Genomic DNA, 22,608 nt, shown 5'->3' on the forward strand with positions numbered 1-22,608 from the left:
TCGGCGACCATGGCCTCGCGCGAAATCGACACGCTGACCCAAGCCCTTGCCCGCTTGCCCGGACTGGGCCCGCGTTCGGCCCGGCGCGCGGTGCTCCACCTGCTCAAGCGGCGTGAAACCGCGCTTGAACCGCTGTTGCGTGCGCTGGAGGCGGTCGCCGAACGGCTGACGCCATGTTCGACCTGTGGGAATGTCGACACGAGCGATCCGTGTGCGGTCTGCGCCGATCCGCGCCGCGATGCGCGCGCGCTGTGCGTGGTGGAGGAGGTCGCCGATCTGTGGGCGCTTGATCGCGCGCGGTTGTTCCCCGGGCGTTTCCATGTGCTGGGCGGGCGACTGTCGGCGCTCGACGGGGTAGGGCCGGAGGATCTGAGCATCGACGCGCTGATCCGGCGCGTCGCCGACGGTGGCGTGGACGAGGTCGTGCTGGCGATGAACGCGACGCTGGAGGGGCAGACGACCGCACACTATCTGGCCGAGCGGCTGGAGGGGCACCCGGTGCGCGTCACCCAGCTTGCGCATGGCCTGCCGGTCGGTGGCGAGCTCGACTATCTGGACGAGGGCACGCTGGCGCAGGCGCTGCGCGCGCGCCGCCCGGTGGCGTGACGTCAGTTGCTTGACGCTGCACCGGACGAATCCTAAATCCCCGACATGGCAATCCTTCCCATCATCGAAGTGCCCGATCCGCGCCTGCGGCTGATCTCGACCCCGGTCGAGACGATCGACGACGCGGTCAAGCAGCTGATCGCCGACATGTTCGAGACGATGTATGCGGCTCCCGGCATCGGCCTGGCCGCGATCCAGGTCGGCGTGCCCAAGCGGCTGCTGGTCATGGACCTGCAAGAGGAGGAGGACGCCGACGGCAAGCCGATCCGTCAGCCGCGCGTGTTCATCAACCCCGAAATCGTCGATCCGTCCGAGGAGCAGTCGGTCTATACCGAAGGCTGCCTGTCGGTCCCCGACCAATATGCCGATGTCGAGCGCCCGGCGACCTGTCGCGTGCGCTGGCTCGACGAAGATGGCGTCCAGCATGACGAACAGTTCACCGGCCTGCTCGCGACGTGCATCCAGCATGAGATGGATCACCTGAACGGCATCGTCTTCCTCGACCATCTGTCGCGCCTGAAGCGCGAGATGATCCTCAAGAAGCTGAACAAGGCGCGCAAGGCCGCCTGATCGACGCTTGCCGTCGGGCACGCCAGCGGATAGGTTCGCGCTTCGTTCTTTTCTTGCGGAGCGCAGATGGACCCGATCACCGCCCTTTTCTTTATCTTTGCGCTGCTCGGCGGGCTGGCGATCGGCTGGTGGCTGGGCCATCGCGGCGTCGCGGCGATGCGCGCCGAGCGCGACCATTTCCAGGCCGAGTTCAAGGCCGCGATCACTGACCTGGCGCGCGCAAGCGAGCAGGCGCGGGAAGTGCCCGTCCTGCGCGAGGCCATGGCGTCGCTACGCGACGAGCGCGATCAGGCGCGGCTGGAGCTGGTCGACCTGCGGGCCAAGGCCGAGGCGTTCGAGGCGCGGCTTCAGGAGTTCAAGGACGCGCGCGAGCTAATGGCGGCGCAATTCAACGAGCTGGCCAACCGATCGCTGTCGGAAGCGCAAAAGGCGTTTCTGGAGCGTGCCGACGCGCGCTTTTCCCAGGCCGGCGAGAGCAACGAGGCCAAGCTTAAAGCGCTGCTCCAGCCGGTCGAGGCGACGCTCAAGCGCTATGAGGAAAAGATCGCCAGCGTCGAGGGCGAGCGCAAGGAAGCCTATGGCAACCTGACCGGGCTGATGGAGGCGATGCGGGTCGGCCAGGAATCGGTCAAGTCGGAGGCCGCGAAGCTGGTCAACGCGCTGCGTTCCGCCCCCAAGGCCCGCGGGCGCTGGGGCGAGCAGCAGCTGCGCAACGTGCTCGAAAGCTGCGGACTTGCCGAGCACACCGATTTCCAGATGGAGGTCAGCGTCGAGGCGGACGGCGGTCGGCTGCGCCCCGATGCGATCGTGCGCATCCCCGGCGGGCGATCGCTGGTCATCGACGCGAAGGTATCGCTCAACGCCTATCAGGACGCGTTCGGCGCGGTCGACGAGGGCGAACGTGCCGCGCACCTCGCCGCGCATGTCGCGTCGATGAAGGGGCACGTCACCGCGCTGGGCGCCAAGGCCTATCAGGCGCAGTTCGAGGACGCGCCCGATTACGTCATCATGTTCGTGCCGGGCGAACATTTCCTGTCCGCCGCGCTAGAACATGCGCCGGACCTCTGGGACTATGCGTTCGATCGCCGCGTGCTGATCGCGACCCCGACCAACCTGATCGCGATCGCGCGCACGGTGGCGGCGGTGTGGCGGCAGGAGAAGCTGGCCGGCGAAGCACGCGAGATCGCGGCGCTCGGGCGCGAACTGCACGCGCGTGTCGCCAAGATGGGCGAGCATGTCGCCCGGCTCGGCCGCAATCTTGAACTGGCGAACGGGGCGTACAATGCGTTCGTCGGCAGCCTGGAATCGAACGTGATGACGCAGGCGCGGCGGTTCGAAACGCTCAATGTCGATACCGGCGGCAAGTCGATCGACGTGCTGCCAATGGTCGAGCAGTCGCCGCGCCCGTTGACCAAGCTGAGCATCGCGCCGTCGCTGCCCGACGCGGCGGAATAATGGGGGTCAGAGCGTCGCTTCGATCGCGCGGGCGGCCTGGTCGGGGTCTTCGGCCTGCGTAATCGGGCGGCCGACCACCAGGATCGAAGCGCCGGCGTCGAGCGCGGCGCGCGGCGTCACCACGCGTTTCTGGTCGCCGGCATGGCCATCGGCGGGCCGCACGCCGGGGACGACGAAAAAGCCCTGCGGCCAGGCGCGCTTGGCGGCGGCGACTTCGGCACCCGAACACACGACGCCGTCGATGCCGGCGGCGCGCGCCAGTTCGGTCAGCCGCACCACCTGTTCATGCGGATCGGGCGCCAGGCCGATCGAGCGCAGGTCGCTGCCGTCGAGGCTGGTGAGCATCGTCACCGCGACGACGCGCGTACCCGTGGGCGCCGCCGCCTTCGCATCCTCCATCATCGCGCGGCCACCGGCGGCATGAATGGTCAGGATGGCAGGCTCGAGCGGCCGCAGCGCCTGGATTGCCTTGGCCACGGTATTGGGGATGTCGTGAAGCTTGAGATCGAGAAAGATCGGCAGACCGATTTCCGCCATCTCGCGCACGCCCGACCGGCCGTTGGCGGCGAAGAACTCCAGCCCAAGCTTGATGCCGCCGACATGATTGCGGACGCGGGTGGCGATCGACCGCGCGCGATCGATATCGGGCGTGTCGAGCGCAACGAAGAGCGGCGAGCGCATCAGCGTGCATCCGCCGGCGGCGCGCCCAGCGGCAGCATGTCCGGATCTTCGCGTAGTTCCACCGGGCCGGGAGGCGCGGTTTCCGGCGGAAAGGCAGGAAGCTGGGCGGCGTTGCGCAGTTCCATCACGTTGCGCTCGGACGCGGCGAGGCGCTGGCGCATCCGCCAGCGGGACGTGCGATAGAGCAGATAGACCGGAACGAAACCGAGCAGGAAGGTAAGCAGCAGCAGTACCGGCAGGTTGATCTGGGCGACGAGGCCGCCCCACAGGCGGACATCGACCGACACCCAGTTATTGAACGCGAACGCGACGGCCAGCCCGACGAGCAACGCCCAGAACAGGGTCCGCAAAAACTGCATGTTGATCCTTTGATCCGCCTATCCCGGGGGTGATCTTATGCGTCCCGCGCGCGCATTGCCAGCTTGAAGGCCGGTTTCAGCCGATTTCGGCGCGCAGCTCCGCAAACAGCGGCTGGATTGTTTGCAACCGCGATTGCTCCTCGTCGAGGATCGCCAGAAAAGCCGCGCGCTTCAAGGCGGTTACGCGCCCCGGCGGGAGGTGCGCGTTCGCGCCGAGCGTGGACAGTACGATGTCGATCATGCGCTCGGCGCCGTGCAGGCGGCCCCAGAGATAGTCGTTCTCGCGATAGGCGCGGCTGAAGAACGCCCCGAAATAGTTGAACTGGATGCCTTTCAGCGTCGCCGCGGCCCCGCCGCTGCGAATGCTTGGAGCATCGTCGGGCGAGATGCGGTCGACCCGGATTGGATCGAACTCGTCCAGCCCCTCGCCCTGCAGGAGCGGCAGCGTGGCGATGTCGAAGAACGGGAAGCCGAGATAGGCAAGCAGTAACGGCCGCCGCAACTCGCGCGACAGGCCGCACAGCCCCTGCGACAGCAGTTCCTCGGTCCGGGCGTCGAGCGCGCGCAGGTCCATCGCTGCGCCCAGCCGGTCGAGGATCGGCCCTGCCTCCTCGCGCATCGCGCGGACATCATGGCGCAGGTCGGCGAAGCGGCTGTGGCGCTCGCAATCGAGATAGACGGCGAGCGCGGCATAGACCGCGTCGCGGATCGGCCGCAGGTCGCTGTCGACGTGCAGTGCGTCGAGCTCGGTCAGGCGGCGCGCCATCAGGCGCAACCGGCGGATGCGAAAGCCGAGGTCGAAGGTGCGCAGGAAATCGATCGTCGTCGAGTCGGCGGTGCCCGGGCGGCTGCCGCCGAAGCGGTCATAGCCGCGGGCGTGGACGCACTGCGCGATCGACTGGCGGATGGCGCGCCGCCGTTCGGGTCCCGGTTCGTCGCCGACCCGCAGCAGCAGGTCCGCGATCCGGTCGACCACGCCCTCGACCTTGACGAGCCCATAGGCGGCGTGACCGAACCCCGCACGCGCCACCGCCTGTGCCTGGGCGCGGTTACGCCACGCCATCAGCCGCTTGGACGTGGGAAAGTCGAGGAACAGGGTATAGCCGAACAGGCTCTCGACCTCGTGCTCGACCTCGGCACGGATCGTCTCGACGATCCGGCGCAGCCGCTCGATCCGGTCGGATCGCGTCGCGATCGATTCCAGATTGTCGCGGATCGGCTGGTGTCGCGGCAGTTCCGAGATCGACGCGATCAGCGTCTGGAAAAAGCCGGGTGGGCCCTTGGCACGGCCGTAGAGGCCGAAGCGCGCGCCCGGCGTCGGGTCGATATAGACGAAGCGTCGATCGATCTGGCGGCGCGCCGGGCGTTCGCGCAGCGCGTCGATCGCGGGGGCGAACGGCGCGTTGGTCAGCACCGATCCATCGATCAGTACCGCGCTTTCGGCCATTTTCGCAGCCGCCTGACGTGGCAGCGCGCGGGCGAGGAACGCGTCGCGCCCCGTCCATTCGACGCCGCGCTCGGCCAGCACCTCGTCAAGCTCGGCGACCGTAAAGGGCGGAAATGCCCCGGGAAAGCTCGAGGTCGCGCGCGCCGCAAAGGCGAGCTCGGCGGGTGCGCCGATCGCGTCCCCCGCCTGGCCACGATCGCTGAAGGCGACCACCAGCCGATGTTCGGTCTCCATCACCTCGGGCGGCGAATTGAGCCGCAGCATCTCGGGATGTCCGCCGAAATCGGTCACCGTCACGAACAGGTCGAGCGGCTGATCGGGCGGCAGCAGGCGCGGGCCCGCAGGTGCCGCCGCCATGGCGTCGAAGGCATCGAGCAGCATGTGCAGCATGCGCTTGCCGCCAAAGGGTGGCTCGAACCAGCGCGACCGCACGAAATGGTCGAGCTTGTCGCGAACCTCTTCGCGCGCGCTCGCCTCGACCGTCTCGTCGACCATCTTGATCCGGTTGAGCGCCATCCACGCGATCGGGCGCGCCCATGCCTTGGTCAGCGCCGATTGCGGGGCCTGGTCGGGGTCGATCAGCGCTTCGACATCCGCGAGCTCGAGCCAGAGATTGGTCAGCGGGTCGAGCGACTGGCCGGTGGTGATCGCCTGGGCCAGGAACACGCCGTTGATGCCGCCCGCGCTCGCGCCGGCGATGATGTCGTTCAGCACGCGCAGCTTGATCCCGGCGGTTGCCTCGATCTCGTGAAGCAGCGCGCGATAGGTTGCCTGGCTGCCCGGGGTCGCGGGCTCGCCTTCGCGATAGGCGCGGCTGGCGCGGACCAGGTGCCAGATCTCCTTGGAAATGCCGTGCATGTAGATCGCCAGGCTGATGCCGCCATAGCAGACCAGCGCGAGCCTCAGCTCCTTGTCGCGCACTTCCATGCCGCTCTCCCCGGCGTTGCCGTTCTAGTTTTTCAGCGAAAGGCTAGCCCAGATCGGCAGGTGATCGGAAGCGGTGCGCGCCGCCCGGCTGGCATGGACGCCGCAACTTTCGACAATCCAGTCGCTTGACACGATGATCCGATCGAGCCGTCCGACCGGCCGGCGCGCGTGAAAGCTGGGGCCGGTCGGCACGATCCGGTGATCCCGGCCGAAATCGGCGAGACAACCGCCCGCCGGCCGCCATTCGTTGAGGTCGCCCATCAGGATCGTCGGGAGCCGTTCGACCGCGCCGTCGAGGTGCGACAGCACCGCATGCGCCTGTCGTCGCCGCCAAAGCCCCGACAGGTCGAGGTGCATGCCCACGATCCGCAGCGGGCGGCCGGCGAGATGAACGTCCGCGGTTACCGCGCCGCGCGGCTCGAGTGCGGGCAGGTGCAATGCCTCGCCGGCAAGCACCGACGCCGATTTGCGGATCAGCAGCGCATTGCCATGCCACCCCATGCTGTCGGGTCGCCGCGCGAGCGGCACCGGCTGAAGGTCGCTGTGCTCGTCGAGCAGGTGGCGCGGGAGGACCGCGGTGCGCGCACCGAACCGCCGGTCGCATTCCTGCAGCGCGACGATATCGGCATCGATCTCGTTGAGCACGGCCAGGATCCGTTCGGGCATCCGCCGACGGTCCGTGCCGATCGCCTTGCGGATGTTATAGCTCGCGACCTTGATCATGTCCCGCTGCTTCTAGGCGGTCGCACGCCCCGCGACCAGTCAGCGCGGCAGCACGACCGTCGCGATCAGGCCGCCGCCGTCGCGATTGGCCAGCCGGATCACGCCGCCCGCATCGCCGACGATCGCGCGGGCCAGCGCGAGGCCGAGGCCGATCCCGCCGGTGTCGCGATTGCGGGAGTTCTCCAGACGCTTGAACGGGTCGAATACCGCGTCGAGCTGTCCGGCCGGGATGCCCGGGCCGCGATCGCAGACCTCGATCCGGGCCTCGGTTGCGGTCGCGGTCAGCCGAACCTCGGCCGAGCCGCCATATTTGACCGCGTTTTCGATCAGGTTGCGCAGCGCGCGCCGCATCAGCGACGGGCGCAGCCGCATCGGCGTGCGCGGCGCGTCCTCGGTCACCACGTCCGCGCCAAGGTCATGGAAGTCGGCGACGACCGCGTCGACGAGCGCGGCGAGGTCGACATCGGTGATCGCTTCGCTCGGCCGGCCCAGGCGTGCGAGCGACAGGATGTCCTCGAGCGTGCGGCTCATTTCCGCAATGATGTCCGCCATTCGCGCGCGATCCTGCTCGTCCTCCACCGATTCGACGCGGACGCGCAGCGCGGCGAGCGGCGTGCGCAGGTCATGGCCGATCGCACCCAGCATCCGGTCCTTTTCGTCCAGCATCGTGGTGACGCGATCGCCCATCGCGTTGTAGGCGGAAATCACATCGCGCAGCTCCCCCGGTCCGCGCTCGTCGATCCGGACGGCCGGCGCGCCGGGGCGAAAGCCGCGCGCGGACGCCGCAAGACTGCGCAGCGGCTCGGAAATGCGCCGGCCCGCCCACAGGATCGGGATCAGCACGACGATGTAGAGGATGACCGTCTGGGCGATCAGTCGCCACATGAGGGCCAGGTCGCTGCGCGGCCAGGGGATCGCGAGCGACAGCCAGCCGCGCCCGGGCAGCTCCACTGCGACCAGCAATTCGGCGCCAAAGCGGCGAAGCCGTTCGATCCGGCGGGGGGCGAGGGTGGCGATGCGCGGATCGCCGCGGTCGAAGGGGCGCACCCCGGTGACGATGCGCCCATGTACGATACCGGCTTCGTCCAACGCTTCCGCCAGGCCGCGTTCGACATCGCGCGCGGCGCGCAGCTGCCCCGGCACGGGGTTTGCCGCCACCAGCCGCACGCGTCCGCGCCGTTGCCACCCCAACCCGGTGAACCGCCCGTTCTCGATGCGGTCAACCGCGTCGACGATGCGGGTGATCGCGGGCAGGGTCACCTGGGTGAAGCGCACGATGCGGCGCTCGCGCAGCAGCAGCCCGAAATTGATCGCCTGCGCGACGAACAGCGCAAGCGCGACGAGCAGCGCGATCTGGCCGGACAGGCTGCGCGGCCAGAGCTGCAACCGCTTCACAGCCGGGTGACTTCGGTGGCCAGCGTATAGCCGCCGCCCCAGACCGTCTTGATGATCGACGGGTTCTTCGGGTCGGGCTCGATCTTCTTGCGCAGCCGGCTGACCTGATTGTCGATCGCGCGGTCGAACGCCTGCGCCTCGCGCCCCTGGGTCAGGTCGAGCAACTGGTCGCGGGTCAGCACCTGGCGCGGCCGCAGCACGAGCGCATGGAGCAGGTTGTACTCGCCCGACGAAATCGGCACCTCGACCCCCTCGCGGTCGACGAGCGTGCGCTCGCCGGTCTTGAGCACCCAGCCGGCAAAGCCGAAGGCGCCGGTTTCGGGCGCATGCTGGCGCACGCCGGTTGCGGCGCGGCGCAGCACCACCTTGATCCGCGCGGCGAGCTCGCGCGGGGAGAACGGCTTCACGACATAGTCGTCGGCGCCCATTTCCAGCCCGACGATCCGGTCGGTCTCTTCGGCCTTGGCGGTCAGCAGGATGACGGGCGTGTCGCTGGTCGCGCGGATGTGGCGGCACAGGCTGAGCCCGTCCTCGCCCGGCATCATGATATCGACGATGGCAAGATCGATCGCATAGGCGCTCAGCCGCGACCGCGCGCCTTCGGCGTCACCCGCCTGGGTGACGCGAAAGCCCTGCTTGCCGAGATATTGCGCCAGCGGCTCGCGGATCGAGCGCTCGTCGTCGACCAGCAGCAGATGAGGAAGATCAGCCATGTCCATCGGCTAGCACAGTCCGGACAGAAGGAAACAGGCCGCGCAAGGGCGGCAATCGCATCGCCGGGCGGTTCGGGGAGGGGAAGTCGCCGCCCGGCGATGCGTGGCCGTCACTCGCCCGCGGGGGTTTCGAGTGCGGCATCGGGGCCCGGCGCGCCGCGCTGGAACCGCTCACGCCACTTGGCGCGGGTCGCGGCACGCTCGTCGGCATCGATGCGGCCGTCCCGGTTGGTGTCCAGACGCGCAAAGCGCTGTTCGGCCTGGGCGAGCGCCTCGGCCTTGCTGATCGCCTGGTCACCGTTGGTGTCGACGCGCTTCAGCATCGCCGCGCGCACCTGTTCGCCACGCGCCGCCCATTGCGCCTTGGCGGCGTCGGCTTCGGCGCGGGTGATCGATCCGTCGCGGTTGGTGTCGAGCCGTTCGAACATCCCGTCGATCATCGCGCCCGGTGCGCGACCGCCGCCATGATGGCCGGCATGGCCGCGCCCATCGCGCTTGCCGCCGCGCCGCTGCAGTTCCTCGGCCGTCAGCTTGCCGTCGCCGTTCGCGTCGCGGCGGGCGAACCGCTTTTCCGCCTGCGCGCGCATCTCGTCGCGGCTGATCGCGCCGTCATTGTTCGTGTCGACGCGCTTCAGCATGCGCTCGCCGCGTGCCATGCCGCCGCCCGGCGCCATGCCCTGGGTGGCGACCGCCACCCCGCCGAGCGTCGTCGCCGACAGCGCGGCCAGGAGTATGAGCTTCTTCATCTTGCAAGTCCTCGTTCCAACGCGGCACCGTTGCCGTCTGGAGAGGTTTATCGACGGATGCTGTCGCAGACCGATGTCACCGCGTGACGAAATTGTCGCAGTTTGTCGCCGCCCGCGGCACGATCAGCCAAAGATGGCGACGCCCTGCATCCCTTCGCCCACCGGATCGCCGGCCGCGTTCCAGATGCGCATCGACTGGCTGCTATAGCCGTCGCGGGCGTGATCGCTGTTCGCCCGGAGCAGCCACCAGCCATCATCGGTCCGGGGTGCGGGTGTCGTCAGGTTCAGGATCCACGTCAACGAGCTCAACGGCCGCGGTTCGCTCAACAGCTTGAACGCGGCAGGCGGCAGGGCGTCGCCGATCGCCATCATCTCGACCATCGGATGAAGGCCGTTGCGTTGGCGCAGGCGCGCCCAGCGCAACCATTCGGCAGGGCCAAGCCCCTCCTTCACATTGTAGAACTCGAAATTGCCGGTGAAGAAGGTGTCGGGACCGACATAGAGCGCCGCGTCGGCGGGCGGGATCGGAACCGGCGCGCGGGGCGCCGCATCCCGGGCGATGGTCGAGGCGATCTGCGCCATGAACACGAAGGTCGCGCGCAGGCCCAGCCCCGCCTCTGACCGCACATCGGCCTGGATGAAGGCGGCGTTACGGCCGCGACGCAGCAGCAGCGGCTCGACCGTCACTTCGCCGGCCAGTGGCCCGATGAAGCTGACCTGCGCCGAACGCAGCGGCGGCAGGTCGTCAGCCAGGCCAAGCGCGGCGTGCAGGGCGAGGGCGGCCGAAAGCCCGCCATAGGCCGTGCGGCCCTGGAGCCAGGTTTCGGGGATGGTGGCGACGAAGCCATCGCCGGCGGGACGCGCCTCCGCCAGCAGCGTGGCGAGCGCGGTCATGCCGCCTCGCGCGCGAAGCGGTCGCGCAACTCGCGCTTCAGCACCTTGCCGATCGCGCTGCGCGGCAGCTCCTCGATCGCGTGGAGCGCGGACAGGCGCTGGGTCTTGCCGACCTGCGCGTTGAACCAGGCGAGAATCTCGTCAGGCGCGGCATCCGCGTCCCGCCGGGGCACGAAGACGCCGACCGGGGTTTCTCCCCATTGATCGGACGGCACGCCGATCACCGTGCAGTCCGCCACCGCCGGGTGCATCGCCAGCACGGCCTCGAGGTCCGACGGATAGATGTTGAACCCGCCCGAGATGATCAGGTCCTTCTTGCGGTCCATCAGGATCAGAAAGCCGTCCGCGTCGAAGCGGCCGATATCACCGTGGCGAATGAAGCGCGTCCCGTCGGGCGCGATCCACGTCGCGGCCTGCGTCGCGTCGTCGCGATTGTGATAGCCGGACATGCGCGCCGGTGACCGGCTGACCACTTCGCCGGTAGCGCCCGGCGGCACCTCGTGCCCCTCGTCGTCGATCAGGCGAATGTCGTGCCCCTCCATCGGCCGCCCGACGGTGTGGAGCTTGTCGGGGAAGTAGCTGGCGATCAGCATCGTCGACCCGCCGCCCTCGGTCATGCCGTAATATTCGACGAGCAGCCCCGGCCACCGGGCCAGCACGTCGCGCTTGAGCGCGGGGCTGAACGGCGCGCTCGTGCACGCCTTGAGCCGGAAGCTTGTCAGGTCGAACCGGTCGAACGTGGGGTCGGCCATGATCCGCTGATACTGGACGGGCACCAGCATGACGTGCGTCGCGCGATGTTGCGCGGCGAGTTCGAGGAAGCGCCGCGCATCGAACTTCGCCATCAGGACGAGCGTGCCGCCATAAGCGAGCGTCGGAAGCCACGTGACGTTGGTCGTATTCGAATAGAGCGGCGTGGCGACGATGGTGACCGCGTCCGAAAAGCCCGCCGTGGCGGTGACCCGCACATAGGCCCAGCGCATCGCGTGGCTCTGCACGATCCCCTTCGGCGTGCCGGTCGTGCCGGACGAATAGATGATCGTGAACGCATCGGCCGGACCGACGGCGACGGGCGCAGGTTCGGCAACGTCGACAAGCCAGGTGTCGAGCGGCTGGTCGATCCGCACGGTCGACACGATGCTCGTCGCGTCGTCCCCCAACGCCTCGACGCCGGCCGCATCGGCGAACAGCATGCGGGCGCCGCAATCCGCGATCATCGCGCGAAGCTGCGCCGGGGTCGCCGAGGGGGCAAGCGGGGCGGGCACGCCACCAGCGCGCAGCGTTCCGATCGTCACCGCGACATAGGCCGCGCAGGGCAGGGCGAGGATCGCGACGCAATCACCCTTTGCCAGCCCGTCGCGCTGCAGGGCGGCGGCGATCCGGTCGATCATGCGGTCGAGTTCGCGATAGGTCGTACGCGCCGCCGCATCGATGACCGCGACATGATCGGGCCGCTCGCGTCCATGCGCGCGCACGAGGTCCGAGAACGTGCCGAAATCGGCGTCCAGCAGTTCAGCCGCGCGCGCCATCCTTCCTCCCGCACCGTTGACTGGTCGCAGCTAGGCGATCGGATCGGCAAATGCCATACGCGACATTCGAAAAACGCAGGGATGCTGAAAGAAGGAGCGAGGCATGGCGAATGCGATGGACGGCCGCGTCGCGATCGTGACCGGGGGCGGCACGGGGATCGGCGCGGCGGTGGTGCGTGCACTGGCGGCGCGCGGCGTGCGCTGCGCGATCAATTACGCGACCAGCCGCGACAAGGCGGAAGCATTGGTTGCAGAACTCGCCAATGGCTCGATCGCGGTTCAGGCCGACATCGCGGACGATACCGCGTGTCGCGCGCTTGCCGATGCGACGATGACGGCGTTCGGGCGCATCGATTTTCTGGTCAACAATGCCGGCAAGACCAAGTTCGCCAATCATGAGGATCTGGAGGCGCTGTCGGCGGACGATTTCGTCGATATCTATCGGGTCAACACCGTTGCCGCCTTCCAGATGACGCGGGCCTGTGCGCCCGCGCTTCGCGCCGGGCCGGCGAGCGCGATCGTCAACGTGGCATCGGTGGCGGGCGCGTTCGGCATGGGCTCCTCGGTCGCCTATGCCTGCTCGAAGGGCGCGCTGATCACGCTGACCAAGAGCATGGCGCGCGTGCTCGCCCCCGCCATCCGGGTCAATGCGGTCGCGCCCGGCTATGTCGGAACCGGCTGGTACTCGGACCGGCTGGGCGCAGAGGGATTTGCCGCGCTCAATCAGCGCGTCGCCGCCCAGGTGCCGATGGCGATGGCGACGATGGCCGAAGACGTCGCCGCGCCCATCGTCGCGCTGCTCGACCCGGCGATGCGTGCGATGACGGGCGAGATAATTCTGGTCGACGCGGGCGGGCACCTTGACGTCGCGCTCAGCCGCCGGCCCGGACGCGAGCTCTGACCGGCCCCGCACGTTAGGGTGCGGGGCCGTCGTCCGCTCAGCCGCCGGCCTTTGCGGTCTGACCGAACAGGATCTTGCGTGATTCCTCCGTCACCACGGGGGTCGTATTCAACCCCTCCGCCTTCGCATAGGCGGCCTTCGTTCCGGGGCGTGCCGCGATCGATTCGAACCAACGCTTCAGGTTCGGGAAATCGGCGAGATTCTGACCCTGCGCCTCGTGCGGCACGATCCACGGATAGGCGGCCATGTCGGCGATCGAATAGTCTCCCGCAACAAAGTCGCGGCCGGCCAGCCGCCGGTCGAGCACGCCGTAGAGCCGATTGGTTTCGTTGACGTAGCGGTTGATCGCATATTCGATCTTTTCCGGCGCGTAGCGGCTGAAATGGTGGTTCTGGCCCAGCATCGGTCCCAGGCCGCCCATCTGCCACATCAGCCATTGCGAAACCTCGATCCGCGCGCGCGGGGTCGCGCCGCAGAACTTGCCCGTCTTGTCGGCCAGATAGGTGAGGATCGCGCCCGATTCGAAGATCGAGATCGGGTCGCCACCATCCGCGGGCGCATGATCGATGATCGCGGGCATGCGATTATTGGGCGCGATCTTCAGGAAACCGGGATCGAACTGCTCGCCGGCCGCGATGTTGATCGGTGTGATCCGGTAATCGAGTCCGGCTTCTTCCAGGAACATCGTGATTTTGTGGCCATTGGGGGTCGGCCAGTAAAAAAGTTCGATCATGGCAGCGGGACTCCGTGTGTGTATTTGCGCCTTGGGCGCACGTCATGTGGGGCGGGGTGCGCGCCCCGGCAACCGCCCGCGCAGCGCGTGCGCCAAGTGATCGGCGTGCAGCGTGCGCCGCAGGGTCGTGCCGATGGACGGGCTTGACGACGATTACGCCATACCGCAGTTTCGAAAGTGGATGTGCCGGCCGATGATCGCCGGAGAGGAGAAGCCGATGGCAACGCGCGCCGAAGATGTGACCGATCCGCTCGAGAGCTTCCGGGCCACCGCCCGGGCCTGGCTGGCCGAGCATTTCCCACCCGCGCTCAAGGGCAAGGATCATGGCTTGTCCGCGCTGGAGGGACCGTCAGAGCTGAGCCCGGACGAGGCCGCGTGGAAGAAGGCGATCGGTGAGAAGGGGTGGAGCGTCCCCACCTGGCCCGTCGAATATGGCGGCGGCGGGCTGAGCCCCGCCGAGGCACGCGTCCTGGCCGAGGAGATGGGCCGCGTCGGTGCCTGGAACCCGGTCAGCGGCAGCATGGGCGTGATGATGTTCGGGCCGACCCTGCTTGAATATGGCAACGAGGCGCAGAAGCGCGAGCACATTCCGGCGATCGCCAAGGGCGAGGTACGCTGGTGCCAGGGCTATTCGGAACCCAATGCCGGTTCCGATCTCGCCAACCTTCAGACCTTTGCCGAAGACAAGGGCGACCATTATCTCGTCAACGGCCAGAAGACCTGGACCAGCGGCGGGCAATGGGCGGACAAGTGCTTTGCCCTGGTCCGCACCGACAAGGCGAAGAAGCATGAGGGGATCACCTTCCTGCTGATCGACATGAAGTCGCCCGGCGTCGAGGTGCGGCCGATCAAGCTGATTTCGGGCTCGTCACCCTTTTGCGAGACCTTCTTCACTGACGTGAAGGTGCCGAAGGAAAATCTGGTCGGGGCACCGGGCCAGGGCTGGACGATCGGCAAGCGGCTGCTTCAGCACGAACGCTCCAGCCTGTCGGGTGGCGGATCGAGCGCCGGGCGGATGTTCGCCGGCACGCCGCTGGGCCAGATGGCGAAGAAATATCTCGGCGACGCGGATGGCCGCGTCCCCGACAGCGACCTTCGCATGCGGATCGTACGCCACGAAATGGACATGCGCGCCTTTGCCATGACGCTGCGCCGCGCCGCGATCGACGCCAAGTCGAACCAGGGCCCGTCAGCCGCAACGTCGATCATGAAGAATGTCGGCGCACGCGTGATGCAGGAGCGCGCCGAACTGGCGATCGAGATCATGGGGATGAACGGCCTGGGCTGGGAAGGCGAGGGCTTCACCGAGGAGGAGCTGGGCCAGACGCGCGCGTGGCTGTGGGGTAAGGCGGTGTCGATCTATGGCGGATCGAGCGAGATCCAGAACAATGTGATCGCCAAGCGCATCCTGGGGATGCTCGACCACCAGTGAATGGCGTCGCCCCGGCTCGCGCCGGGCGGCGACCGGAACAGAGGAACTGAAATGGCCGCATTGACCGAAGAGCAGACGATGCTGCGCGATCTGGCGCGCGAATGGGCGGACAACGAGGTGCCGGTCAGCGCCTTTCGCCGGGTGCGCGACACCGCGCCGCCCGAGGGCTATGACGTCGCGCACTGGCGCGCGCAGGCGGAAATGGGATTTGCCGGCATCATTGTGCCCGAGGCGCATGGCGGGGCCGGCATGGGCTATCTGTCGCTCGGCATCGTGCTGGAGCAGCTGGGCCGCAACCTGGTCGCGACCCCCCTCGCGGCGACGGCCGCGGCGACCAGCGCGATCCTGCTCGGTGGCAGCGAGGCCCAACAGGCGCACTGGCTGCCCCGCATCGCAACCGGCGAAATCGTCGCCGCACTGGCGGTGGACGAGGGGCCGCATTTCAACCCGACCCGGATCAGCACGCGTGTCGCCGATGGCCGGCTGACCGGCACCAAGGCGTTCGTGGCCGAGGGGGACAGCGCGAGCCTGTTCGTCGTCGCGGCAACCGACGGCGTCTACCTGGTCCCGGCGGGCGAGGGGATTATGCGTGCGCGACGCCGCATGACCGACGCGCGCAGCCATGCCGAAATCCGTTTCGACGGTGCGGCCGCAGAACGGCTCGCGGGCGGCGGCGATGGGCTGCTGACCGCGGTTACCGACCGGGCGGCGGCGGCGGCGTGTGCCGAAATGCTGGGCATGGCCGAAAGCGCGTTCCAGACGGTCAACGACTATCTGAAGACGCGTGTCCAGTTCGGCCAGCCGCTGTCGACCTTTCAGGCGCTCCAGCATCGCATGGCGAAGCTGTTCACCGAACTCGAGCTGATGCGATCGGTGGTCGAGGGCGCGCTCGAGGCGATCGACGCCAATCGCTCCGACCTGTCGCAGACGGTCAGCCTGGCCAAGGCGTTCGCCGGCGACGTCATGAACCTGGTCAGCCGCGAGGCGATCCAGCTGCACGGCGGGATCGGCATGACCGACGACTATGACGTCGGCTTCGTCCTCAAACGGTCGCGCGTGGTCGAGGCGATGTGGGGCAACGCGGCGTGGCACCGCGAACGCTTCGCCCGCCTCAACGGCTACTGAGGCACCTCCGGACAACACCGCCAGGGCGTTTTCAAAGCTCGGGTCCGGGCGACAGCCCGGCCGGCCCGGCGCTATGTCAAAATGGCAACAATCCCTGAAAACCGTGATTAGCGCGGGGTCAGCGCGCTTGACGCCGCGCCAACATCGCCGCATCTTCGAGTATCAGGTATGTGCGGTGACTGCGCAGCCAGGACGGGAGAGGAATGATGAAGAAGCGGCAGCTGCTTTCTGCTTGCGCGATTTCGACGTTCATGATGGCGGCCGCGCCGGCCCTGGCGCAGGACGCTGCGCCGGCAAGCGAGGCCCAGCAGGCGAGCGAGGATGAAGGCCCGGCCGACATCATCGTGACGGCGCAGGGGCGCGCCCAGGTGCTGTCCGACGTGCCGGTCGCCGTGTCCGCGGTGTCGGCGGAAAGCCTGCAATTGTCGGGCGCGACCGACATTCGCCAGCTCAACCAGCTCGCACCGTCGCTGCTTGTGTCCTCGACGGGCTCGGAAGCCAACGGTTCGGCGCGTATTCGCGGCATCGGCACGGTGGGTGACAATCCCGGCCTCGAAAGCTCGGTCGCGGTCTTCATCGACGGTGTCTATCGCTCGCGGTCGGGCATCGGCCTGAACGAGCTTGGCGACATCGAGCGGATCGAAGTGCTGCGCGGGCCGCAGGGCACGCTGTTCGGGCGCAACGCGTCGGCGGGTATCATCAACATCGTCAGCAAGGCGCCGTCGTTCGACTTCTCCGGCGGCGGCCAGCTTGAATATGGCAATTACGACTATTTCCGCGCGGCCGGGAACATCAACGTTCCACTCGGCGAGACGCTCGCGACGCGGATCGACGCAGTCTATACCCGTCGCGACGGCTTTTACTACGACGCGCGCAACGACACCGACATCAACGACCGTGACCGCTTCTTCGTCCGCGGCCAGTTGCTGTTCGAACCGTCGAGCGACATCCGCGTCCGCCTGATCGGCGACTATACCCGCCGCGACGAGAAGTGCTGCGCGGCGACCTATGTCGACAATTCGGTCAATCCGTTCATCGGAAACCTCAACAACCCGTCGACGCCGCTGTCGCCGCTCCAGGCGAACGGGAACAACATCGTCAACGTGCTGCGCGATCTCGGCCAGAATCTGAGTGCGCTCAACCCCGGCTATTCGCGCGACGTCTCGGTATCGCCCGGCCGCTCCTTTGATGGTACGACCGAGGACTGGGGCTTCTCGGGCCAGGTCGACTGGGATTTCGGTGCCGCGACGCTGACGTCGATCACCGGATATCGCAGCTACGACAGCGATCAGGGCGGCGACATCGACTATGGCACCGTCGACATCCTCTATCGCGCGGCCGATGGCGGGGCCAGCCGTCGCTTCGAGACGTTCAGCCAGGAACTGCGGCTGAACGGCGAGGCGTTCAACGGCCGGCTCGACTGGCTTGTCGGCGCCTATTACGCGGACGAAGACCTGACCGTCACCGACAATCTGCGCTTCGGCAACCAATATGGCCGTTTCGCGACGTGCCGGATTGTGTCGGGCGGCGGTCTGGCGGCGCTCTATTCGCCGACCTCGGCGGGATGTCTTGCCGCGCGACCAGCGGCGTTCGGCGCCGCATCGCCGCTGGTGTACGCCGCGCTGGATCGGCTCGACGGGCTCAATAATCGGGGTTCGACCCGTGACCGCTATTTTCAGAACAGCCGCAACTATGCGTTCTTCACGCACAATATCATCCACATTACCGACACGATCGATCTGACGCTGGGCCTGCGTTACACCAACGAGCGCAAGCGGTTCGATGCGACGTTCGGCAACGACAATACTGCGTGCACGGGGAACCAGGCGGCACTCGCGAGCTTCCTGACCAACCCGACGCTGGCCGCGACGGCCGGCGGGATCATCGGCTTGTCCTGCCAGGGCAATTCGACGGCGGAGCTCAACGGCGTGTCGATCAACGATCGTCGCAGCGAGGACGAGTTCACCGGCACCGCAATCGCGTCGTGGAAGGCGACGCCCGATCTGCTGCTCTACGGCAGTTATTCGCGCGGCTACAAGGCGGGCGGCTTCAATCTCGACCGTTCGGCGCTCAAGAGCCCGATCCTTCCCTTTGCGGCGGTCGGCGGCGCGCAGGCGCTGGTCAACAACCTCCAGTTCGACCAGGAAATCGTCAACGCCTACGAAGTCGGCGCGAAGTATCAGCGCGGTCCGGTGTCGGTCAGCCTCGCCGCGTTCCGCCAGGAGTTCGACAATTTCCAGCTGAACACCTTCAATGGAACCGTGTTCATTGTGCAGACGGTCAATGGCTGCAATTCCGACCTGAATGGCGGTGATCGGGATACGTCGGCGACGACGGGGGCGTGCGCGGCCGACGACACGACCTATGGCGTCGTGTCGCAGGGTGTCGAGCTCGAAGCGTCGCTGTCGCCGGTGCGCGACGTCAACGTCAACCTGGGCTTCACTTATGCGGACACGCGCTATGCCGACAATGTCGTCGGCAACAGCAACGGCGCGCCGCTCGATCCCGCGTTGCGCAAGCTGCCGGGCGACAACTTGTCCAACGCGCCGGAAATCGTCGTGACGTCGTCCTTTTCGTGGACGCCGGACATCGGTTCCTCGGGGCTGAGCGGTCTGTTCTACCTCGATGGCCGACTGACCGACGACTACAACACCGGATCCGACCTGTTCCCGCAAAAGGAACAGGACAGCTTCTTCGTGATGAACGCGCGCATCGGCGTGCGCGGACCCGATCAGCGCTGGGCAGTCGAATTCTGGGCGCAGAACCTGTTCGACGAGGATTATGCGCAGGTTGCGTTCAACTCGCCGTTCCAGGCGGGCACGACTTCCGCGCCGTTCGTCGATCCGCAATATCCCGGCGGGCGCCAGCTCTTCTCGCAGTTCCTGGCGGAGCCGCGCACTTACGGGATCACGCTGCGCGGGCAGTTCTGATCGTGGGGCGGGGCGGCCGTAGGCGGTCGCCCCATTTCCATGCGACCGGGTCCGGGAAGCGGTGATGCGCAGTGACGCCGTGACGGACATGGGTGCCGATGCCTTGGCGGCCGCAGATGCCCGGTCGACGCATCGTCGCGGGCTGACGCTCGCGCTGCTGACCCTCACCTACTTCTTCAGCTACATGGATCGCCAGATCCTCGCGATCCTCCAGGAACTGATCAAGGCCGACCTCAAGCTTTCCGACACCCAGCTCGGGTTGCTGTCGGGCCTGGCTTTTGCCGTGTTCTATGCGACGCTCGGCATCCCCGTCGCGCGGCTTGCCGATCGTTTCAACCGCCGCAACATCATCGCGGTCTCGCTCGCGGTCTGGAGCTTGATGACCGCGCTCGGCGGGCTCGCCCAGAATTTCGCGCAGCTGCTGGCCGCACGGATTGGCGTCGGGATCGGCGAGGCGGGATCGTCGCCGCCGAGCCATTCGATCATCGCCGATCTTTATCCGCCCGAAGAGCGCGCCGGTGCGATGGGTATCTATTCACTCGGCGTTGTGCTCGGCGCCGCGATCGGCACCTTTCTGGGCGGTACCATCGCCAGCTTCTATGGCTGGCGGGTGGCGATGTTCGCGATCGGATTGCCCGGGGTGGCCCTGGCGGTGATCGTCTACCTGTTCGTCGTCGAACCGCGTCGCGGCATGGCGGATCGGCGCACCGATGCCGGGCGTGGGGCGATGCCCAGCCTGGTCGACGGTTTTCGGGCAATGGCCATCAGCGCGCCCGCCTTTCACCTCGTGATGGCAGTCACCCTCACCTCGATGATCGGCTATGGCCTGACCGCCTGGGGTCCGAGCTACATGCAACGCTCCCTCGGGTTGCGGATGCTCGACATCTCGCTGATCGTGTCGCCGATCGGCGCAGTGGTCGGAACGCTCTCGGCGGTAGGCGGCGGTCGGCTGGCCGACTGGCTCGCCCGCAACCGCGGCCTCCATGCCCAACCCTGGATGGTGGCGGCGCTCAAGACCGCGGCGCTGCCCTTCACGCTGGGCTTTTTCATTTTCGATGAGCCCGTCGCGGCGCTGCTTTGCTATTTCCTCTACGTCCTGCTGGCCAACAGCTATCTCGGGCCGACCTTCGCGTTGATCCAGGGGCTGGCGCCGGTGCGGCTGCGGGCGCTGTGGGCGGCGATCACGCTGCTGATCATCAACCTGGTCGGGCTTGGGCTGGGCCCCACTCTGGTCGGCGTGATCAGCGACGTGCTGAAACCCAGCCTGGGTACCGAATCGCTGCGCTGGTCGATGTGCCTGTTCGCTGCGGCCACGCCGTGGGCGATCTGGCACTACTGGCGCGCGGGCGTGCTGCTGCGCCGCGCGCCCTGATCGCGCGTCAGATCGCGGTCTTGCACCCGCGCGCGCGATGGACGCCGCGCAGGAAGCCGCGCCGTGCATAGCCCGCGTCGATTGCCGCCTGCAATCGCCGGTCGGCCGCCGCCGCGCCACTCACTTCGCGGACGATGCCGCGGAACGGGATGATCGAATTGACCACCGCGCGTCCGCCGGCTTCGGCAAGCTTGCCCTTCTTGCTCTCCTTTGCCGGTTCTTCGGAAAAGTCGGGACCGAGCTCGCGATTGAGGTCGGCGATCGCGCCGGCCAGCGCGGTGCATGTGCCCACGCCCGTCATGGTATAGGGCGCTTCCGCTGCGGCGGCGAGCAGGGGCGGCACCTTGATTTCCTTGGCGCCGATGTCGCGTGCGGGCTGGGAGGCAATGTCCTCGGCCTTCTTCTTCGTCTTGTCCTCGTCGTCCTGCATCCGGGCGGCGTCGTTCGACTTTGCGTCCTGCCCCATCAGCGGCGCCGAGGCGACGGCCGTGACGGGCGCCGCGCCAGCGAGCGCGAGCGAAACCAGGAGGATGTGACGGAAGATCGGCTTGTCGGCGTGCATGTTCGGCCCCGTTTCGGCTGGAAGCGCGCCGGGTGTGACGCAAATCGCATCATAACAGGCTTTGCAGGGCAGCGTTCTACAATCCTGCTGTCTCAATCGTCGCTGCCAAGCATCCGGTCGTCGAACAGCCCGAAAGCGAGCGTCGAGGCGTAGAAGGCGACCGCCCGCTCGCGCGGCATCGTGCTCGCCCATTTGCGCATGTCGAACGCGGCGTTCTGCAACGACATCAGCGCCTGCGATGCGACCAGCGGGTCGACCGGACGGATCGACCCCTCCGCGATGCCGTCGCTGATCATGCCGGCGAAGCGCCGCGCGATCCGGTTCGACCGGTCGACCATCGCCTGTCGGGCGTCGGGCGGAAGGCCGGTGAGCGCGGTAGTGCGCAACAGCGGTCCGCGCTCCGAAAACTGGATGTCGAGCAGCGTCGCGATGATGTTGATCAGGCGTTGCCAGTGCGACCCGCCACGTTGGTCGGCCGCGCGCTGCGCCGCGGTCATCAGGTCGAAACTGCGCCGGTAACAGGCAAGGACCAGGTCGTCCTTGGCATCGAGGTGGTGGTAGAAGCTGCCCTTGGTGACGTTGAGCTCGGAGGCGATGCGCTGAACCGACGCGCCGCGATAGCCGAGCTCGTTGATCAGCCGGGTCGCGGCGAGCAGGAACGCCTCGCGGCCCGGCTCGGGCTCGGCGGGTGCCAGGTCGAGCAGCTCGGGGGTCCAGTGCGCGCCCGGCGCGGCGATGCCGTGACGGAATACGTCCATCAGCCGCGCTTCCACCCGCTCATATTGGTCGAGTTCGTACCGGTCGAGCCAGGCGGACAGCCAGAAGGTGTTCTCCAGCACGACGTGCGCGCGTGCACCGCGCAGGTCGGTGCGCGCGCGCGATCCCCCGGTGCCCCACAGGTTGCGCGTCTTCCGGAACACCTCGCGCCAACCGACGAGCAGCTCCGACTTGGCGGGCTCCTCCATCGCGCGCAGGTCGGACAGGATCGCGAAGGCCTGTTCCTCGCCACGGCGAATGCGGGCGAGCCGATTCATGTTGAGGTCGAGATAGCGTTCCACCCGCGCGTCCGGCGTCGACGCTTCCAGTGCTTCGTTGAGCATCGTTTGCAACCGGCCGAGCGTGTGCTCGAAGCAGGCAGCCGCAAGGTCCTCCTTGCGCTTGAAATAATAGGTGACGCTGGTGGTGTTGAGGCCGACGCGACGCGCGACGTCGGCAAAGGTCATGCCCTTGGCGCTTTGTTCGTTGATGGCTTCGGCGGCGGCGGCAAGGATCGCGTCCCGCTTGGCCTGGAACCGCTTCGTCCCGATTTCCCCGTTGCTGCGGCCCCCGGTGGGACGGAGGCTTTCCGATACATCCATTATGACAGCTTAGCAAAAGTGATTCGAAGGAACAGTGGCTTTTTTCCGTGCGACGAAACGGCGGTTCCCTGACGTCAAATCTCGACCGAAGCTGCTTTACCGAAGATCGGGTATGGCCTAAGTCAGCCTGCAAATCGCGAACGAACGGGA

21 protein-coding genes are annotated in these 22,608 nt (G+C 67.5%); 8 read left to right on the plus strand and 13 right to left on the minus strand.

What is annotated here, in order from left to right:
• Nucleotides 1–9: 9 nt before the first annotated feature.
• The 3 genes from recR to rmuC all read left to right on the plus strand — a co-directional run bounded on the left by recR (nucleotide 10) and on the right by rmuC (nucleotide 2,631).
• Nucleotides 10–606 carry a recombination mediator RecR gene (gene recR, locus GO308_RS05240; RefSeq protein ID WP_240884296.1) on the plus strand — a complete coding sequence of 199 codons (597 nt, stop codon included), beginning with the start codon at nucleotides 10–12 and terminating at the stop codon, nucleotides 604–606.
• Nucleotides 607–651: 45 nt separating this feature from the next.
• Nucleotides 652–1,176 (plus strand): peptide deformylase, encoded by a 525-nt coding sequence (gene def / locus GO308_RS05245; protein ID WP_066478552.1) that lies wholly within the window; start codon nucleotides 652–654, stop codon nucleotides 1,174–1,176.
• Nucleotides 1,177–1,242: 66 nt separating this feature from the next.
• Nucleotides 1,243–2,631: a DNA recombination protein RmuC gene (gene rmuC, locus GO308_RS05250; RefSeq protein WP_240884298.1), complete on the plus strand. Its 1,389-nt coding sequence runs from the start codon at nucleotides 1,243–1,245 to the stop codon at nucleotides 2,629–2,631.
• A 6-nt stretch (nucleotides 2,632–2,637) separates the two neighbouring features.
• Here rmuC and pyrF read toward each other — a convergent pair whose 3' ends face one another.
• From pyrF to GO308_RS05295, 9 genes are all read right to left on the minus strand, one after another.
• Nucleotides 2,638–3,312: an orotidine-5'-phosphate decarboxylase gene (gene pyrF, locus GO308_RS05255; protein ID WP_240884300.1), complete on the minus strand. Its 675-nt coding sequence runs from the start codon at nucleotides 3,310–3,312 to the stop codon at nucleotides 2,638–2,640.
• Nucleotides 3,312–3,671: a lipopolysaccharide assembly protein LapA domain-containing protein gene (locus tag GO308_RS05260; RefSeq protein WP_240884309.1), complete on the minus strand. Its 360-nt coding sequence runs from the start codon at nucleotides 3,669–3,671 to the stop codon at nucleotides 3,312–3,314. Before GO308_RS05260 ends, pyrF begins: the two co-directional genes overlap by 1 nt.
• A 76-nt stretch (nucleotides 3,672–3,747) precedes the next feature.
• A complete protein-coding gene (locus tag GO308_RS05265; RefSeq protein WP_240884311.1) occupies nucleotides 3,748–6,045 on the minus strand; it encodes a patatin-like protein in 2,298 nt (765 codons plus the stop codon).
• A gap of 24 nt (nucleotides 6,046–6,069) precedes the next feature.
• Nucleotides 6,070–6,768, minus strand: a complete 699-nt coding sequence (locus tag GO308_RS05270; protein WP_066675201.1) for an endonuclease/exonuclease/phosphatase family protein — start codon at nucleotides 6,766–6,768, stop codon at nucleotides 6,070–6,072.
• Between the two features lie 39 nt (nucleotides 6,769–6,807).
• On the minus strand, nucleotides 6,808–8,163 hold the full coding sequence (locus GO308_RS05275) for a HAMP domain-containing sensor histidine kinase (protein ID WP_240884312.1): 1,356 nt from the start codon (nucleotides 8,161–8,163) through the stop codon (nucleotides 6,808–6,810).
• Nucleotides 8,160–8,876 carry a response regulator gene (locus tag GO308_RS05280; protein ID WP_066478736.1) on the minus strand — a complete coding sequence of 239 codons (717 nt, stop codon included), beginning with the start codon at nucleotides 8,874–8,876 and terminating at the stop codon, nucleotides 8,160–8,162. The genes GO308_RS05275 and GO308_RS05280 overlap by 4 nt, the downstream gene beginning before the upstream one ends.
• Nucleotides 8,877–8,986: 110 nt before the next feature.
• Complete coding sequence (locus GO308_RS05285) at nucleotides 8,987–9,622, minus strand: EF-hand domain-containing protein (RefSeq protein ID WP_066675190.1); 636 nt, start codon at nucleotides 9,620–9,622, stop codon at nucleotides 8,987–8,989.
• Between the two features lie 123 nt (nucleotides 9,623–9,745).
• The gene (locus tag GO308_RS05290) at nucleotides 9,746–10,516 is read right to left on the minus strand and encodes a thioesterase family protein (protein ID WP_240884314.1); all 771 of its coding nucleotides are present in this window, start codon (nucleotides 10,514–10,516) and stop codon (nucleotides 9,746–9,748) included.
• Nucleotides 10,513–12,045, minus strand: coding sequence for a class I adenylate-forming enzyme family protein (locus GO308_RS05295; RefSeq protein ID WP_240884315.1), 1,533 nt, complete (start codon nucleotides 12,043–12,045; stop codon nucleotides 10,513–10,515). Before GO308_RS05295 ends, GO308_RS05290 begins: the two co-directional genes overlap by 4 nt.
• A gap of 103 nt (nucleotides 12,046–12,148) precedes the next feature.
• On the opposite strand from GO308_RS05295, the gene GO308_RS05300 reads away from it, so the two are divergent.
• Nucleotides 12,149–12,946: an SDR family oxidoreductase gene (locus GO308_RS05300; protein ID WP_240884317.1), complete on the plus strand. Its 798-nt coding sequence runs from the start codon at nucleotides 12,149–12,151 to the stop codon at nucleotides 12,944–12,946.
• 37 nt (nucleotides 12,947–12,983) lie between these two features.
• Here GO308_RS05300 and GO308_RS05305 read toward each other — a convergent pair whose 3' ends face one another.
• The gene (locus GO308_RS05305) at nucleotides 12,984–13,679 is read right to left on the minus strand and encodes a glutathione binding-like protein (protein ID WP_240884319.1); all 696 of its coding nucleotides are present in this window, start codon (nucleotides 13,677–13,679) and stop codon (nucleotides 12,984–12,986) included.
• 217 nt (nucleotides 13,680–13,896) lie between these two features.
• Between GO308_RS05305 and GO308_RS05310 the strand changes: the two genes are divergently transcribed.
• Nucleotides 13,897–15,111 carry an acyl-CoA dehydrogenase family protein gene (locus GO308_RS05310; protein WP_240884321.1) on the plus strand — a complete coding sequence of 405 codons (1,215 nt, stop codon included), beginning with the start codon at nucleotides 13,897–13,899 and terminating at the stop codon, nucleotides 15,109–15,111.
• 51 nt (nucleotides 15,112–15,162) lie between these two features.
• Nucleotides 15,163–16,236 (plus strand): acyl-CoA dehydrogenase family protein, encoded by a 1,074-nt coding sequence (locus GO308_RS05315; RefSeq protein WP_240884322.1) that lies wholly within the window; start codon nucleotides 15,163–15,165, stop codon nucleotides 16,234–16,236.
• 118 nt (nucleotides 16,237–16,354) lie between these two features.
• On the opposite strand, the gene GO308_RS18590 is transcribed toward GO308_RS05315, so the two are convergent.
• Nucleotides 16,355–16,489, minus strand: a complete 135-nt coding sequence (locus GO308_RS18590) for a hypothetical protein (RefSeq protein WP_276616513.1) — start codon at nucleotides 16,487–16,489, stop codon at nucleotides 16,355–16,357.
• On the opposite strand from GO308_RS18590, the gene GO308_RS05320 reads away from it, so the two are divergent.
• Together GO308_RS05320 and GO308_RS05325 are read left to right on the plus strand one after the other, a co-directional pair.
• Nucleotides 16,443–19,166, plus strand: coding sequence for a TonB-dependent receptor (locus tag GO308_RS05320; RefSeq protein WP_066549504.1), 2,724 nt, complete (start codon nucleotides 16,443–16,445; stop codon nucleotides 19,164–19,166). The genes GO308_RS18590 and GO308_RS05320 overlap by 47 nt on opposite strands.
• 64 nt (nucleotides 19,167–19,230) lie before the next feature.
• The gene (locus GO308_RS05325; RefSeq protein WP_240884324.1) at nucleotides 19,231–20,538 is read left to right on the plus strand and encodes an MFS transporter; all 1,308 of its coding nucleotides are present in this window, start codon (nucleotides 19,231–19,233) and stop codon (nucleotides 20,536–20,538) included.
• Between the two features lie 7 nt (nucleotides 20,539–20,545).
• Here GO308_RS05325 and GO308_RS05330 read toward each other — a convergent pair whose 3' ends face one another.
• Together GO308_RS05330 and GO308_RS05335 are read right to left on the minus strand one after the other, a co-directional pair.
• Entirely contained in the window at nucleotides 20,546–21,100 is a 555-nt protein-coding gene (locus GO308_RS05330) for a hypothetical protein (RefSeq protein ID WP_231726078.1), read from the minus strand.
• A gap of 92 nt (nucleotides 21,101–21,192) precedes the next feature.
• Nucleotides 21,193–22,458: a TetR/AcrR family transcriptional regulator gene (locus GO308_RS05335; protein WP_240884326.1), complete on the minus strand. Its 1,266-nt coding sequence runs from the start codon at nucleotides 22,456–22,458 to the stop codon at nucleotides 21,193–21,195.
• Nucleotides 22,459–22,608: the final 150 nt, after the last annotated feature.

This window comes from Sphingomonas sp. SFZ2018-12 (genome assembly GCF_022496715.1).
Classification (GTDB): domain Bacteria; phylum Pseudomonadota; class Alphaproteobacteria; order Sphingomonadales; family Sphingomonadaceae; genus Sphingomonas.